The 14802-nt window shown below is 40.4% G+C and carries 17 protein-coding genes; 10 read left to right on the top strand and 7 right to left on the bottom strand.

The window, feature by feature from the left end:
• Positions 1-234 precede the first annotated feature (234 nt).
• On the top strand, positions 235-840 hold the full coding sequence (locus ACTWQL_RS06710) for a DUF502 domain-containing protein (RefSeq protein WP_443141682.1): 606 nt from the start codon (positions 235-237) through the stop codon (positions 838-840).
• Positions 840-1349: a G/U mismatch-specific DNA glycosylase gene (gene mug, locus ACTWQL_RS06705; protein ID WP_443141681.1), complete on the top strand. Its 510-nt coding sequence runs from the start codon at positions 840-842 to the stop codon at positions 1347-1349. The genes ACTWQL_RS06710 and mug overlap by 1 nt, the downstream gene beginning before the upstream one ends.
• Before the next feature lie 545 nt (positions 1350-1894).
• Here mug and ACTWQL_RS06700 read toward each other — a convergent pair.
• From ACTWQL_RS06700 to ACTWQL_RS06685, 4 genes are read right to left on the bottom strand one after another with little or no spacing between them, the layout of a single operon-like run.
• A complete protein-coding gene (locus ACTWQL_RS06700; protein WP_443141680.1) occupies positions 1895-2086 on the bottom strand; it encodes a polyribonucleotide nucleotidyltransferase in 192 nt (63 codons plus the stop codon).
• Positions 2087-2138: 52 nt separating this feature from the next.
• Positions 2139-3500, bottom strand: coding sequence for an MATE family efflux transporter (locus ACTWQL_RS06695; RefSeq protein ID WP_443141679.1), 1362 nt, complete (start codon positions 3498-3500; stop codon positions 2139-2141).
• A gap of 37 nt (positions 3501-3537) precedes the next feature.
• Positions 3538-3666 carry a hypothetical protein gene (locus ACTWQL_RS06690; RefSeq protein WP_443141678.1) on the bottom strand — a complete coding sequence of 43 codons (129 nt, stop codon included), beginning with the start codon at positions 3664-3666 and terminating at the stop codon, positions 3538-3540.
• A 30-nt stretch (positions 3667-3696) separates the two neighbouring features.
• Complete coding sequence (locus tag ACTWQL_RS06685; protein WP_443141677.1) at positions 3697-4767, bottom strand: RNA-guided endonuclease InsQ/TnpB family protein; 1071 nt, start codon at positions 4765-4767, stop codon at positions 3697-3699.
• 264 nt (positions 4768-5031) lie between these two features.
• Here ACTWQL_RS06685 and ACTWQL_RS06680 point away from each other — a divergent pair, with 264 nt between their 5' ends.
• From ACTWQL_RS06680 to ACTWQL_RS06665, 4 genes are all read left to right on the top strand, one after another.
• Positions 5032-6051, top strand: a complete 1020-nt coding sequence (locus ACTWQL_RS06680; protein WP_443141676.1) for an NADP-dependent oxidoreductase — start codon at positions 5032-5034, stop codon at positions 6049-6051.
• A 92-nt stretch (positions 6052-6143) separates the two neighbouring features.
• On the top strand, positions 6144-6764 hold the full coding sequence (locus ACTWQL_RS06675) for a LysE family translocator (RefSeq protein WP_443141675.1): 621 nt from the start codon (positions 6144-6146) through the stop codon (positions 6762-6764).
• A gap of 19 nt (positions 6765-6783) precedes the next feature.
• Positions 6784-7551 carry a hypothetical protein gene (locus ACTWQL_RS06670; protein WP_443141674.1) on the top strand — a complete coding sequence of 256 codons (768 nt, stop codon included), beginning with the start codon at positions 6784-6786 and terminating at the stop codon, positions 7549-7551.
• A gap of 79 nt (positions 7552-7630) precedes the next feature.
• Entirely contained in the window at positions 7631-8359 is a 729-nt protein-coding gene (locus tag ACTWQL_RS06665; protein ID WP_443141673.1) for a class I SAM-dependent methyltransferase, read from the top strand.
• Positions 8360-8384: 25 nt separating this feature from the next.
• Here the strand turns inward: ACTWQL_RS06665 and ACTWQL_RS06660 are convergent, their stop codons facing one another.
• The gene (locus tag ACTWQL_RS06660; RefSeq protein WP_443141672.1) at positions 8385-9158 is read right to left on the bottom strand and encodes a DeoR/GlpR family DNA-binding transcription regulator; all 774 of its coding nucleotides are present in this window, start codon (positions 9156-9158) and stop codon (positions 8385-8387) included.
• A gap of 601 nt (positions 9159-9759) precedes the next feature.
• Here ACTWQL_RS06660 and ACTWQL_RS06655 point away from each other — a divergent pair.
• Together ACTWQL_RS06655 and ACTWQL_RS06650 are read left to right on the top strand one after the other, a co-directional pair.
• Positions 9760-10617: a GNAT family N-acetyltransferase gene (locus ACTWQL_RS06655; RefSeq protein ID WP_443141671.1), complete on the top strand. Its 858-nt coding sequence runs from the start codon at positions 9760-9762 to the stop codon at positions 10615-10617.
• A 19-nt stretch (positions 10618-10636) separates the two neighbouring features.
• The gene (locus tag ACTWQL_RS06650) at positions 10637-11134 is read left to right on the top strand and encodes a DUF6141 family protein (RefSeq protein ID WP_443141670.1); all 498 of its coding nucleotides are present in this window, start codon (positions 10637-10639) and stop codon (positions 11132-11134) included.
• Positions 11135-11239: 105 nt separating this feature from the next.
• On the opposite strand, the gene ACTWQL_RS06645 is transcribed toward ACTWQL_RS06650, so the two are convergent.
• Positions 11240-12121, bottom strand: a complete 882-nt coding sequence (locus ACTWQL_RS06645) for a cation diffusion facilitator family transporter (RefSeq protein WP_443141669.1) — start codon at positions 12119-12121, stop codon at positions 11240-11242.
• A gap of 204 nt (positions 12122-12325) precedes the next feature.
• Between ACTWQL_RS06645 and ACTWQL_RS06640 the strand changes: the two genes are divergently transcribed.
• Positions 12326-12643, top strand: a complete 318-nt coding sequence (locus tag ACTWQL_RS06640) for a thioredoxin family protein (RefSeq protein ID WP_443141668.1) — start codon at positions 12326-12328, stop codon at positions 12641-12643.
• A gap of 237 nt (positions 12644-12880) precedes the next feature.
• A complete protein-coding gene (locus ACTWQL_RS06635) occupies positions 12881-13111 on the top strand; it encodes a hypothetical protein (protein ID WP_443141667.1) in 231 nt (76 codons plus the stop codon).
• Between the two features lie 179 nt (positions 13112-13290).
• On the opposite strand, the gene ACTWQL_RS06630 is transcribed toward ACTWQL_RS06635, so the two are convergent.
• Positions 13291-14655, bottom strand: coding sequence for a YjiH family protein (locus ACTWQL_RS06630; protein ID WP_443141666.1), 1365 nt, complete (start codon positions 14653-14655; stop codon positions 13291-13293).
• Positions 14656-14802 lie beyond the last annotated feature (147 nt).

Raw genomic sequence — 14802 nt, 5'->3', positions numbered from 1 at the left:
CAAAAATGAAATCATTTTCGTGTCTGCGATGAGAATTCCTAGAAGCTTTCCTTATGCTGGCTTCGACGTTCACCACAAGACGTGGTGGCTGTTAGTCGAAGATCCTTAATTCGCTGTGGGGTCTCGCCTGGCTCGCTGATCCCGCAGGAGTGTCGCGAAATTTTGCTTAATAATATACCAATCAACTATAAAATTTTAATCTACAACGAAATAGTATATCAATTGGAGGTTGACATGAAGTCTTTGGCTAAAAATTTCTTGAATGGGATCGTGACCGTCTTACCGATTATCCTGGTCATTTATGTTGTCATCAAAGTATTTGAATTCTTGGACAACATTCTCGGAAATACGTTCAGAAGAATATTGAAGGAGGATTATGTACCAGGGCTGGGCTTACTAGCATCCATCGTTCTGATTACGGTTCTGGGTTGGCTATCGAGACAATATTTAAGTGGAAAAATTGTAGAGCTGTTGGATAAGCTCCTTGATCGTATCCCGATTGTGAAAAGTTTATATAGTGTCATTAAAGATACAATCCAATCTTTCTTAGGGGATAAAAAGTCGTTTTCTAAGGTTGCCCTGGTTCATATTCCCGGTACGAATATGAAATCAATTGGTTTCGTAACTTCCGAGGATATCGATGCCATCGCTGACCCACTGATTGACCATATCGCTGTTTATGTTCCACAAACATTCCAGGTAGCAGGCATGACCTTTCTCATACCAAAATCAGATGTACAAATATTGGATATGAAACCAGAAGAAGCGATGAAATTCGTTCTTTCCGGTGGTATGACCGTTCGGAAAAAAGAAACTCAAGATACACAAGGAGGAATGTAATGCTTGAACCGATTCCAGATCTACTTGATGATGAGCTGAAAATCGTATTCGTGGGCTTCAATCCTAGTATCCGTTCTGGTGAGACGGGACACCATTACGCAAATCCTAGAAATCGTTTCTGGAACATCCTCCATCAATCTCGGTTGACAGACCGCGTTTATGCTCCGGAAGAAAACAGGCTTCTGCTTACAAAGTTCCGTTATGGGTTCACCAACATCGTTGAACGACCGACAAAAGAAGCTGCTGAAATCACAAAAGCAGAATATAAGGACGGAAAAGAAATGTTGAGGAAGAAACTACAGAGATATCAACCACAGGCAGTTTGTTTTGTAGGAAAAGGTGTATATATTCAGTATAGCGGAAGACGAAATGTAGAGTGGGGTTTGCAGAAAGAACCTGTCATTTCAGGTATGAAAGAATTTGTCGCCCCATCGTCAAGCGGCCTTGTCAGAATGAAAATAGAAGAAATTGTCCGGATTTATGAGAAACTTCACGAAATCGTTGAATGATGCATGAATAATGCTCAAAATACGTTTATCATCGCCTCATAACGGATACAGTATACTAACATACTGATGGAGGCGTAAAAAATGGCTATAGAAAGAGATAGGAACATCATAGAACTATGCCTATCGTGTAAAGACATGTGTGGAGACTGGCTGGAAGAACACAATATTAAATCGCCATCACAGGCTTCCAATGATTGCGAAAAGCTTATGTTGGAATGCTATGATATATGTTCATATACAATCACTGCCCTACAGAGGGAAACACCATTTGCTAAGGAAATCTGCCAGCTTTGCGAGTTGATTTGTGAAGCTTGTGGAAATGAATGCTCTTCAAACGATTCGACCGTAACGCAAAAATGCGCGGATCTTTGTTATGAAGTGGCAGAGAGCTGCAGGATTCGATTATTTTAGGTATGCAACTTCAAGTAGAATGCCATGTGAAATTTTCGGGATATAATTCATAAGATTGCGGAGTCGACCAACTAGAAATCATACCATTTCTAGTTGGTCGACTCCGCTTCTTTTTTTGCAAATCAAGACTCTTTTCAGCCTTTCAAATCAATCGTATGTCCTGACGTAGGGTGTTTGGCTTGAACGGCTTGTTGTGCTTCTGCAAAATCCTTCAACATCACCGTACTCTGTGCCGCTTGAGTTGCTAAATTCCCATCCAACAAATTCATGTTCAAGGTATGCCTTAATTGTTGAAGATTGTTTGCCATGAATGACGATAACTCCATCGTTGAATATTCCACCTCCTGACCTTACAGAATACTCCTATTATCGGTATATTCATGTGGATTTTAAGGAGGCTGCATATCGACGTTGTAAAAAACGCAGACGCAGATATAACGTTATGGCGCCAGTCGTCAATCCTGAGCTTAAGCCGATCCAATATCCAAATGGTCCGAAAGTTGTATGGTTTGCAAGGATATACCCTAAAGGCAACCCTACGACCCAATATGAAATCAGCGCCATCACCAGGGTCATATTGACATCCTTATAACCACGCAGAGCTCCCTGGATCGGAGCTGCAATCGCATCTGCAAGCTGAAAGAATATAGCATAAATCAAGAAATGCGCAATCAACCTCAACACAGCCGCTTCTTTTGTATACAGACCCGCTATCTGTTCATTAAATAACCATAGGAAGGCAGCTGAGACAATCGCTAAAAAGAGTGCAATGCCGATGCCTATAACGCTGTACTCTTTTGCATCTTTCAAACGTTTTGCACCTACTTCAAACCCAACAGCTATCGTCAGCGTCATGGAGACACTCAGGGGCCCCATGTAAAGTAAAGAGGCAAAATTGATGGCTGCCTGATGCGCTGCGATGGTGATCGTATCGAACCTGCTCATGAATATCGTTACAGCCGCAAAAATACTTACTTCAAAAAAGATGGCCATCCCGATTGGTACTCCGATTTTCAATACTTCTTTCCATGCGTTAAGAGAAACAGGGAACCAGTTCCGAAAAATTCTATAGATGGAGAATGGCGGATTTTTATGCACAACGATGATGGCGACGAACAAGATAAACCAATAAGTGATCGCAGATGCATATCCTGCTCCGATCCCTCCCAGCTTTGGAAACCCAAGTTTTCCAAATATAAGAAGATAATTGAATAAGATATTGATAGGAAGAGAGAGCAGGGTAATAAACATCGTCGTTCTCGTTTCACCCAATGCATCAATGAAACTCCTTATCCCTGTATAGACGAACAATGGAAGGATTCCAAAAGATAAACCGATCAGATAATGGAACGCAATATGGCTCACTTGGGCGGTAAGATCCATCGCATTTATGATTGGCATCAAAATGAACATGCCTATAACCACTATTACAAGTGATAGGATTATAGCAAGATAAATTGTTTGAATGACTGAATAAGGCACTTTATCTTTTCTATTTCCCCCGATCAGCTGTGACACGATTGGGGTCAATGCCATGAGAATGCCGCTTAATCCCGTAAAAACAGGAACCCAAATGCTTGAGCCGATCGCAACACCCGCTAAGTCCCCGGCACCCGCTTGCCCGCTCATCAACGTGTCGAAGAAATTCATCGCCAACAAGCCGACCTGGGTGATCAAAATCGGAAAAAGAATGTATAAGAATTGTTTAAGCTTCTGTGTCTTTGTATGTGTTCCGTACATATCGTAAACTCCTGATCCATGTCATCCGGTAATTATATCATAATATCTTTGACACTCCCACGGCTAAAGCCGCAAGCTGAACCTCCGGTCCAGTGGGATTCTCGAATGATTTTCCGTCCTCAGGCCATTTCTGTTTTGGACAACCTTCGAGCTTAGGGTGTGCCATCACCCCTCCTAAGACAGGGCTTATAGCCTCTTAGGCTGGTCGACTTTGACCATCGATCACAGGTGCATGACGAATATTCATCGCCCCCACCCGATCCCGGTGGGTGTGGTAGCCGCACCGGCATTTGTATGAACGGTCTTTACTTTTGTTTCGATTTCCGCATGATGGACAGGTTTGACTCGTGTATTTGGGATCAACATACTCGATTTTGATTCCCATGAGTGCCGCTTTGTATTCGATGAAGGTGGTTAACCGATAAAAGGTCCAGGTGTGAAGGTTCTTTGCATTTTTACGGCTTGTTTTTGCCGTCTGGCGAATATTCGCCAATTGTTCCAAGAGTATGATTGACACCTGCTGTTTAATGGCGAAATCGACAATTTGTCGACTCACCTTATGGTCTTGGTCCTTCATCCAGCGCTGCTCTTTATTATTGAGCTTTTTGATGGCAGTGAGTTTTTTCTTTCGTCCGAGCTGTTGTCGTTTGGATTTGAACATCCGTCGAACATACTTGTTTCGTCTTCCGTTTCCAAAAAATCGTGTCTTCTCGTCTTCGGTTACCGCAACAGCAGGGACTTTCAGACCGAGATCGACACCCATGGTTTTGGTGCCCGTGTTTTGTGGGGTCGCGATCTCTATCGAAAACTGAGCGATCCATTTGTGAGCTTTTTTCGTGATGCGGAGGGTTCCATGTTTGTAGGAAGCAAGTTTAGTGAGGATGTCTTGCGTGAAGGTAGCGTTAATGCGGATACGCTTGGATTTTCCGTCTACCATCAATGGTACTGAAACGGATTCATCATCAAACGTGTAGTTCTGATTGTTCCATAGGATGCAGGGTTTCTTTAAGATGGGGATGATTCGATATTGGGATTTCTTTGCTTTCCGAAAGACACTTTTTGCATCCCGGATTGCCTGGTTTTTGACAGCACTGGGTAGAGGAGCATTTACATGTTTGGAGGTTTTTCGGGTTGGTTCTTTCGCTTGTATCATTTCCGCTACAAGCGCATTGATCGTGGCAATATACGTGGTGCTCGAGCGACTCAATAAATCACTTTGATTTTGATTAGGCAACAGTTTCACTTGGACCGTGACCGTCTGTGACATGTTAACCCCCTCGTTTTTTGTTCTTCGACATCCCGTTGTTTTGGTTCTTTTTGTGTGCCTATATCCACCATTATACCAAACGTGCGTTCGTATCGAAAGAAAAAAAGAATGAGTTATTCGCTTTCATCCCACCCCTAAAGGAGTGGGCTTTCCCGCTCATTAAAGCTGTAAAACCAATCCTCCGACGTTTCAAGCAATCTATTTTATTTCTAACCTCTTGAAAATTATAATATAAGATACATTGTCTTAAAGGTGGGATTGATTATGAACGAACGAACTTCAAAACAAATACGTTTAGCAAAAAGACCAGTTGGAATGCCGAACCACGAGACCTTTGAATGGACAGAATCACAGTTGAATGAACCTGAAAGCGGGGAAGTATTACTTAAAGCATTATATATTTCTGTCGATCCATACATGAGAGGGAGGATGAATGATCAGAAATCTTATGTAGAACCTTATGCTATTGGAGAAGTCATTACTGGCGGTGTGATTGCTGAAATCGTTAACAGTAACAGTACAGAGTTTCAAGTCGGGGATCTGGTCATTGGGAACCTTGGCTGGGCAACCTATCAAACAGCGTCTGAAGAATCGCTTCGAAAAATCGATTCAAAACAAGCTCCTGTCACGACGCATTTAGGTGTGCTCGGAATGCCGGGTATTACAGCGTATTTCGGTTTGCTTGACATCGGGAAGCCTGAACCAGGGGAAACAGTGGTCGTCTCCGGTGCGGCCGGAGCAGTAGGAACCGTCGTCGGTCAAATAGCGAAAATTGCGGGGGCACGCGTCGTAGGGATTGCAGGATCGGATGAGAAACTGGCGTATCTTAAAGACGAACTTGGCTTTGATGAAACCGTCAATTATAAATCTGAATCATTCAAACAACAACTTAAAGAGGCATGTAAAGACGGAGTCGATGTTTATTACGATAATGTCGGTGGTGAAGTCTCTGATGCTGTCTTACGGCTGATCAATAAAGGAGCCCGTATACCAGTCTGTGGCCAGATTGCATTATATAACCTTGAGAAGCCTGACCTTGGAATCCGGGTCCAACCGAATCTGCTTATCAACAGTGCCTTGATGAAAGGCTTCATTGTCTCCGATTATGGTGCCTACTTTGAGGATGCGGTCAAAGACCTGGCTAAATGGCTTCAAGAAGGTAAACTTTCTTATCGGGAAACGATCGTCGAAGGGTTTGACAATATTCCTGATGCGTTCTTAGGTTTATTTACCGGAGAAAATATAGGTAAATATATCGTAAAGGTTGCCGAACCGTCACAATAATTGTCATGGAATAGGGGGCTGCTCGCCTCCTTACCAATCCATTCTGGTATGATAGATACATAGCATAATTGACATTAAAGGGGAAATTACATATGGATTTGAACACGATCAGTTATTTTCTATTTGCCTCTATCTTATTGACCATCACACCCGGTCCAGACTTCATGTTTGTGTTCGCACAGAGCGTTTCACATGGAAAAAAAGCAGGGATCGCAACTGGCCTTGGACTTTGTACGGGACTGATCGCTCATACGTTGGCTGCTGCAGTGGGAATTTCAGCTATCCTTTATCAATCCAGCCTAGCTTTCACGATCATAAAAGTTGCCGGCGCAATCTACCTGTTATATTTAGCAATCCAAGCTTTCCGAGAAAATTCCCAGCCCGAACAGCAAAAAGTAAAACAATACACGTTAATGAATCTTTATCGTAAAGGTATTATCATGAATATCTTGAATCCTAAAGTGTCGATTTTCTTTTTAGCTTTTCTGCCTCAATTTGTAATGGTAAACAATGGAGCTATTCCGGTTCAAATGACAATTCTAGGTTTACTTTTTATCGGCCAGGCTCTTCTTATATTCATTATCTTGTCGATTTCAGCAGGTACAATCGGAGAAAAACTTTGGAGTAACGAGTCAGTTCTACGATGGATCAATCGCTTAAAAGGTACTGTATTTGCATTTTTCTCACTACGGCTATTACTAGAGCAAAAATAAGCAGGGTGTGGTATAGACGATGGCAATGAAATTAGGAATCGGATGGGATGTAGGGGGCTGGATGGGAACAAAACAGGGGATAGCAGCATGCACATTTGATACGTTGACGAAAGATTTTCAATGGATCGGACAACCGAAGAATACGAAAATCTTTGATCATACCCTTTGGACACCGCAAAACATCATTCATCAACTGGATCCTTCTGTTTCGATCGAGGATTTCGACATAACCGTGCTTGGGATAGACGCATCGTTGGGTTTTCCTCTTGAATATAAAAAGTTAGTCAATAATGAACGAACTTCTGTCGAAAAGCCTTCCAAAGAAATTTTCAATCCATACGCCTATCGTGAAACGGAACGGCATGTGTATGAAAGATTCGGCAAAAAGCCATTGTCTGCACCCTTCGATAAACTTGGTAACAATACGACACTTGCGATCACCTATGCTTTGAATTGGCATCATGAACAATCATTCGTTATTCATCCACAGCAAAGGTCGACAAAGGGGAACAAGATCATCATCGAGGTGTATCCAGCATTGATCAAAAGCTATAAAACTTCAAATGTAAAAAACAAGATTCTCTCAATGATACCTGATAACATCCCAGTCCATACAGACGCGTATGACGCAGCAATTTGTGCCCTTCTCGCACTTCTATACGCAGGAAATGGGGAGGTCTTGAAGAATATATTCCTTATAGAGCCTTGTATTAAACTGGAAACTGCTGCACAGGAAGGTTGGATCTATTACCCCGTAGAAAAGGTGGAAGGTTACGACATCTGTTGACTATAGTCTGCAAGCTTTTCCCTTTACATATCCGGTTTTTTGACGAATTTTTTCAATATAGCCGTAGGAGATGTTCAACATGAAAGACTTGATTTCATTTGATGCTTATGAAGAATTGGCAAATTACTATGCTCGATATGTAGATACAAAACCATTCAATGCGTATTACGAACGACCGGGCACGTTATCACTGCTTCCGGATATCGAAGGGAAACATGTGCTGGATGCTGGCTGTGGTGCAGGATGGTACACAGAATGGTTCATTAAACAGAATGCAGCCAAAGTCACTTCCATCGATTTCAGTCCAAATATGGTAAAGTTTACGAAAAAGCGGGTTGGAGATAGAGCGGAAGTCTTACAGTCTGATCTCAATGAACCATTGGACATGATTGATGATCATTCGGTGGATATAATCGTCTCCCCATTGACACTTCATTATCTAAAGAATTGGGAACTGCCGATGAGAGAATTCAACAGAATTCTAAAAGACAAAGGAAGACTCATATTTTCAGTTCATCATCCATTCATGGATTATGTCGAATTCGAACGTGATAATTATTTTACGACGGAATTATTGACAGATCAATGGGACACACCGGATGGGAAGGTTGAAGTCCAATTTTATCGCCGTCCATTGAATGAAATACTTAAACCACTTCATCTGAATGGGTTTGTCATTGAAAAGCTGATTGAGCCGATGCCGACAGATGAATTCAAACAGGCAATACCCGAGAAATATGAAAAACTGACCAAGAAACCGCAATTTCTATTCATACGTGCCCAGAAAACGACAGATTTGAATACATAAAAGAGGCTGACCTAGTCGGCCTCTTTCATTTATCATTTGCAACAACTATCTTCACATTCGATTTTTCAAACAGAGGGAGGAGATCACTTCTTGGGTTCTGATCAGTCACCAAAACATCTAACGCATTAAAAGATAAACATTTAAATAGCTCTTGGGTCCCGAACACTGCTGAATCAGCTAATAAAATTACCTGTTTTCCTCGTTTCGTCATTGCTTTGGTGACCATGCCTTCGTTATCATCAATATAAGTGATACCCTCAGAATCAATACCATCCGCACTGATGAAGACTTTGTCCACAAAATACCGTTCCATATCCTCACATAAGTATGGACCTTGAAGGGACTCATAATTGATATTCAAGCGTCCCCCCAGAAGGTGGAGATCAACATCCTTCCTGTTTGAAAGTATACTTGCTTGTTTCAATGAATTCGTAATAACCACACTTGGCCCAGGCAAAATGTTCGCAAGGTATTGAACATGCATTGATGAGTCGAACATCAAGCTTTCACCAGGTTGAATGAACGTTAGTGCTGCTTTTGCAATTGCTCTTTTTTCTTTAGAGATGAAAACCGAATCCTCTTGGCGACTCCCTTCATGAATTTCAACCTCATTCTTTTCCGATGCTAGCAGTGCTCCACCTCTTGTACGAAAAATCTTACCTTGCTCTTCTAACTTCACTAAATCCCTTCTTGCAGTATCTCGGGAGATACCATATAGATTCATCATCTCATTTACCGTAATTCGTTCATTGTCATTTAAGTATTCCATGATCCTCAATAGACGTTCATCTTGATACATAGCAAAACCTCACTTTTTTTGTAGTTTGTTTTCTAAAAAGTTTGTTGCTAATGGATAAGGAAGATGCTGTAAGATAAAGTAGAAGAAATATGTGAGACTACTTCGGGATAACAAGTTAGCCAATCACCGCAAGCAGACAACTTATGCAAAAACAACCTTTCTCTATTTTCATTATAAGGCACTTAAGTAAAGTGAGCAAAAAGATCTCTTCTTATTACTTATATTTACTTATTAGAAGCAGCCTCGACAATCCTTAATATTACTTAAGATTACTTATGTAGGGCTGTGTGTTTATTATGTTAGGATTTATTGCAATTGTTTCTCTATGTATCAATTAGGATTAGCTTTTTTTGTTTCCGCAGAGCGATAATCTCCTGCGGAGTTGAGAATAACCAGATAGACAGTAGAGTGTATTATAATTATGTAAACAAGTATTTATTGCAGTACGGATAGGAATCCGTGTTTTTTTGTATAAGTATAAGAAGAGGGTAAGAACGTTCAAATTTTTTGTATTCGATGATATCATGAATTGCTTAATGAAATCTAAGTAAAGAATGGTAAACTATTTTAAGCTTAAGTGAAAAAGAGAGGGACGAGGAGAATGGATTTCCGACAATACCAGGAAGCAAGTGGATTTGCTAATAACGCTGAAGCGTTTTTACAGAAAGATGAAGCATTAAATAATCTGCCTCTTGGCATTTTGAATCGTTGTATTCAAAATGAGAAACAAGGAATCAATGCTAAATCAGCTCCAATTTTTGCAACAATTACAGATGATGACCAGAAGCTTGTTCTCGTATTGATCATGACACCACCTTTTAATTTAGGAGTATTTGGGGACAGTTCTCATATAAAGATTAATGAAGCGATTGAACATGCAATTGCAAACCTTAAAGAGATGCCGCTAATCGTAGGCACCAGACACCTGGCAGGAACGTTCGCTGAAAAATGGTGTTCAGACGATAAAATAATCTATGAGACTGCAATGGAACAATGTATTTTGAAATTAACAAAAGTGAATGATGTTCCCCAAAGCCCGGGGTTCATACGTTTAGCTACAATGGAGGACCATGAACTTCTCTCCAAATGGGGACATGACTTTTCATTCGTGACTGAAACTCCATTTACAATTGCTGAAGCGAAAGAAAAAAAGAAGGAGTTCATCCATCAAGAAAGCCTATACGTATGGGTAGATGGTGAACCCGTTTCAATGGCTCGCAAGGCAAGAGGAACTTCCAAAGGGATGAGCGTAAATTATGTCTACACACCGAAAAAGTATGAAAAAAGAGGATATGCTACTTCATGTGTATCTCAATTAAGTCGGATGTTGTTAAAAGAAGGATATGAGTTCTGTACCTTGTATACAGACCTTTCAAATCCTACTTCGAACAGTATCTACAAAAGAATTGGCTACCGGCCAATCGGTGATTCAATCGTGTATCAATTCAAATCAATCTAAGAGAGAGGATGCAACTTAGGTGGAAGTCCTTTTTAAAGAAAACCAACGCTTCACTAGCTGGTATTTCATCCTTATTGTTTTGTTCCTGATAGGAGTAATGTGGTATGGTTTCATTCAACAAATATACTTTGGAAAACCATTTGGAACGAATCCAGCATCTGATACAACATTATGGGTTCTATGGGTTTTATTTGGAATCGCCTTTCCGATATTCTTCTTAACGATTACGTTAACGACAGAAATAAATGAGAGCGGGATCTTTGTCAGATTTCGACCGTTCCATCTTAAGAAGAGGAAATTTATGTTTTCTGAAATGAAATCCATCAATGTGGAGACTTATAATCCTTTAAGGGAATTTTTCGGTTTTGGATTAAGGTTTTCATTAAATGGAACAACTGCTTACAATGTTAAAGGGTCGAAGGGGATCCGTATTGAAATGATGGACGGAAGAAAATATCTTATTGGAACGCAAAAGGCAGAAGAGGTAGAAAAACTTATCCGATCTATTGGCATATAATAAGGATCCAGCTTATGGTTCGCCAGTGGATTGAAATTCGTAGAAATCAAAACTAACAGCAAGAATTTCAAGTGAGGAGGGTTGATGAAAAATCAATCCTCCTTTTTAGTTACATGGATCACAATCTCTATCTTTGTATTCTATTTGTATCGTTGTATGGTTGATATGGAAATTTTCATTTAGATGGTCAGATACCTGCTTTAATAATTGTTGGTGATCTGTTTCCTCTTCGATTGTTATATGGCAGCTCAACGCAATGTAACCTGAAGTAATCGACCAGACGTGAAGATCATGAACATTTTTAATTACAGGGAAGGTTGATAGTGAGGATTTGATTTCTTCTATATTAATATGCCCAGGTGTTCCTTCCATAAGTACATGTACGGCTTCCTTCGTCACTCTCCAACCACTTATCAAAATCAGTAATGAAACAATGACACTTGCGATGGGATCTGCATATGTCCAGCCAAGCACGATGATGAAGATCGCTGCGATAATAGCCCCCACGGAACCAAGAAGGTCTCCTAATACATGAAGGAATGCACTTTTCATATTCAAGTTTCCGCTTGTATCACCTTTCATCAGGATATACGCGACGATCAAATTAACGACCAACCCGATTACCGCAATCGAAAGCATTCCCTGACCAGCCACATCAGGTGGTTCAATGAAACGGTGATAGGCTTCATATAAGATAATGAATGAGATGAAGATAAGGGCAATTCCGTTAATAAAAGCCGCTAGAATTTCAAAACGTTTATATCCAAAGGTCTTATTATCACTTGGCTTCTTACTTCCGTAATGGATTGCTAAAAAACTTAATCCGAGGGAAGCTGCATCACTGAACATATGTCCGGCATCCGAAAGCAATGCCAAACTATTCGTTACTATACCCCCAATCACTTCTACAATCATGAAAAGACTGATCAATAAAAAAGATATTTTCAATGCTTTTTTGTTAGCATGATGATCATGTTGGTGACCCATAAGATTTCCTCCCCTCACACGTCTATTTATCTCTTATAGTTTATACTGTTGTCGCTTTTTTAATGAAATCATTAATAAACGTTTATATGACTAGTGGACCATAAGGAATCGGTTTGAACAACTTTCTTGCTTTAAGCGCCATATTTAACATTGGAAACAAAGATTTTGTATAATAACGATATCGAAAACAAGAGGGGGATCCGCATGAAAGAAATAACTTCTGAACTGGAATTCAACAAACTTATCAATCGACCAGGGCAAACTGTAATCAAATTCGTTACCGATTGGTGCCCTGATTGCAAACGGCTTGATATGTTCCTTGGGGATATAATCGAAGAAAATCAGGATAAAGACTGGTATCAGATCGATAAAGATCAATTTCCGGAAATTACTGAAAAATATGAGGTGATGGGAATACCAAGCTTACTCGTGTACCAAAATGGAGAAAAGCTAGCTCACCTTCAGAGTGCAAATGCCAAAACGCCTGAATCCGTAAAAGAGTTTCTGAATACTGTCAGATAAACCATAAGAGGAGACAACCCACGTCTTCTCTTTTTTTCACATTTAAAGAAAGTAAAAAATACTTTCTTCAATATAAGGGCAACTAAGTCTCAGCCTTCGCCAAAGGCTTGGCTTTGCCAAGTTTTCTTTATTTAATTAGGCATGTGTCCGTATCGAAATATTAATTTTACAATACTGTAATTAGAGATAGTTCATCAGTAAATGCTGACCTGGTATTTCCGGAAAGGAGGGACTATCATGGCAAAGAAAAATAACAAAGAAATTAAGACAAAAAATATAGACAGCAACGAAGAAGAACAAGAAGAGGTTGTAAATCCTTGGGACGCAATGTGGGGTATCGGTGATAACCGAAATGATGAAGAAGTAAGCGATGATGATTCAGATGATGAATACGAAGATGAAACAGATGAAGATGATGAAGATGAAACAGAAGAGGATGAAAACTCAGACCCTTGGTTCAAATGGTAATCTATTCTGGCTGAGATCACACGGTCTCAGCCTTTTTTAAATAAAGGCTTAATTAGGGCATTGTTGATTTTAAGGGGGATTTGCCCTCATTTAGCGTAAAACTAAAAGGCGGATTTCGCAAAGATTGTTGTTTTGGAAATAAAAAGAGCAGCTCCTAAGAACTGCCCTCAATTAATGTATTAAAAAATGATATGTGCCATCAAAACGATGACAGGCAAGGTGACAAGTGTACGTTCTAAGAAGATAAGAACCAGGTCTTTAAAGTTTACTGGTATCTTAGAACCGAGCAACAGGCCACCAACCTCTGACATGTAAATAAGCTGTGTTACAGATAGACAAGCTATGATGAACCTTGTCATTTCACTTTCAATGATTTCTACACCGATCAGAGCTGGCAAGAACATATCGGCAAAACCGACGACAATCGTCTGTGCAGCATCAGCTGCTTCAGGTACCTGCATGAGTTGAAGCAATGGTACGAATGGTTTGCCGAGCCATTCGAAAATTGGTGTAGCTGCCTCAATCCCTAATGCGACAGTTCCAATTGCCATGACAATCGGGATGACCCCCATCCACATGTCAAGAACGTTTTGGAAGCCGCCTTTGACGATGACATCAAAGCTTTTCGTTTTTTGAGCAGTATTTGCTGCCGATTTCATCCCCCAGGAAAAAATAGACATACCTTCAGGGATATCTTCACTATTCCGAACATCTGATTCATCAATATACGTATCCTTCTTTTTTGATAATGGCGGAATACGGGGCAGAATTAATGCTGCTACGAATCCAGCCAATACAATCGTCAAATAATACGGACCAAAGTATGCATCTAATTCCATCTGTTTCAATACGACGATTGTAAAAGTGATCGATACGACTGAGAAGGTAGTACCAATTACTGCTGCTTCCCGTTTCGAATAGTTTCCTTCTTCATATTGTTTACTCGTGAGTAGTACTCCGATTGTTCCATCACCTAGCCATGACGCTAAACAGTCGATCGACGAGCGACCTGGCAGGGTAAAAATAGGACGCATGATTTTTGTCAAAAGTGCCCCGAATAATTCTAACAAGCCGAAGTTCAACAATAACGGCAGGAATAACCCTGCGAACAAGAAGACTGAGAATAATACAGGAATCAGTCCAGTTAATAGTAAGCCGCCAGTATCTGGAGACCAGATCCATTCAGGGCCGATTTCATACAATGTCATAAATGCGAAAATCATACCTAACAATCTCGCAATCAACCAGAATGGCCGTACATGAAATAAAGATTTTAGAAAAGTGTTATTCATGATAAATGCTGGCTTTGCCATGACTGCAATGAAGGAAAAAATGACAGCAAGAGCGATGATCCATGTCATGATTGCAGGGATACTGTCACCAAGTAATCCTTGCAACCAGTCTGCAAGCAATGCAACTGGTATCGTCACTTCTCCCTTATAACTGATTGGAATCATGAATAGGAATATTCCGATCAACGATGGGATGAGGAATTTCAAATAACTTGTTGTACTAGGTTGAAGCTGTGTTTTTTCGTTGTCCATTTGTGCAATTCACCTCGTTGTTAAATAAATTTGGCAATTCCGCCTTTCGCACATATTTTCAAATGATTGACTAATTAAGGAACAGTTTGTCCGCAATTGTATAAACATGTTAAAAACATAGGCTGAAAGAATCGGAGTGAAATCCTG

It is taken from the genome of Pseudalkalibacillus sp. R45 (assembly GCF_052246725.1).
GTDB lineage: Bacteria > Bacillota > Bacilli > Bacillales > Fictibacillaceae > Pseudalkalibacillus.
This window is presented reverse-complemented; position numbering and strand designations above follow the sequence as displayed.

Coding starts and splice junctions, on each gene's coding strand:
- ACTWQL_RS06685 (WP_443141677.1), bottom strand. CDS start 4,767: ATGTCACAGACGGTCACGGTCCAAGTGAAACTGTTGCCTAATCAAAAT.
- ACTWQL_RS06640 (WP_443141668.1), top strand. CDS start 12,326: ATGAAAGAAATAACTTCTGAACTGGAATTCAACAAACTTATCAATCGA.
- ACTWQL_RS06700 (WP_443141680.1), bottom strand. CDS start 2,086: ATGGAGTTATCGTCATTCATGGCAAACAATCTTCAACAATTAAGGCAT.
- ACTWQL_RS06690 (WP_443141678.1), bottom strand. CDS start 3,666: ATGGCACACCCTAAGCTCGAAGGTTGTCCAAAACAGAAATGGCCTGAG.
- ACTWQL_RS06695 (WP_443141679.1), bottom strand. CDS start 3,500: ATGTACGGAACACATACAAAGACACAGAAGCTTAAACAATTCTTATAC.
- ACTWQL_RS06635 (WP_443141667.1), top strand. CDS start 12,881: ATGGCAAAGAAAAATAACAAAGAAATTAAGACAAAAAATATAGACAGC.
- ACTWQL_RS06665 (WP_443141673.1), top strand. CDS start 7,631: ATGAAAGACTTGATTTCATTTGATGCTTATGAAGAATTGGCAAATTAC.
- ACTWQL_RS06670 (WP_443141674.1), top strand. CDS start 6,784: ATGGCAATGAAATTAGGAATCGGATGGGATGTAGGGGGCTGGATGGGA.
- ACTWQL_RS06680 (WP_443141676.1), top strand. CDS start 5,032: ATGAACGAACGAACTTCAAAACAAATACGTTTAGCAAAAAGACCAGTT.
- ACTWQL_RS06675 (WP_443141675.1), top strand. CDS start 6,144: ATGGATTTGAACACGATCAGTTATTTTCTATTTGCCTCTATCTTATTG.
- mug (WP_443141681.1), top strand. CDS start 840: ATGCTTGAACCGATTCCAGATCTACTTGATGATGAGCTGAAAATCGTA.
- ACTWQL_RS06655 (WP_443141671.1), top strand. CDS start 9,760: ATGGATTTCCGACAATACCAGGAAGCAAGTGGATTTGCTAATAACGCT.
- ACTWQL_RS06630 (WP_443141666.1), bottom strand. CDS start 14,655: ATGGACAACGAAAAAACACAGCTTCAACCTAGTACAACAAGTTATTTG.
- ACTWQL_RS06660 (WP_443141672.1), bottom strand. CDS start 9,158: ATGTATCAAGATGAACGTCTATTGAGGATCATGGAATACTTAAATGAC.
- ACTWQL_RS06645 (WP_443141669.1), bottom strand. CDS start 12,121: ATGGGTCACCAACATGATCATCATGCTAACAAAAAAGCATTGAAAATA.
- ACTWQL_RS06710 (WP_443141682.1), top strand. CDS start 235: ATGAAGTCTTTGGCTAAAAATTTCTTGAATGGGATCGTGACCGTCTTA.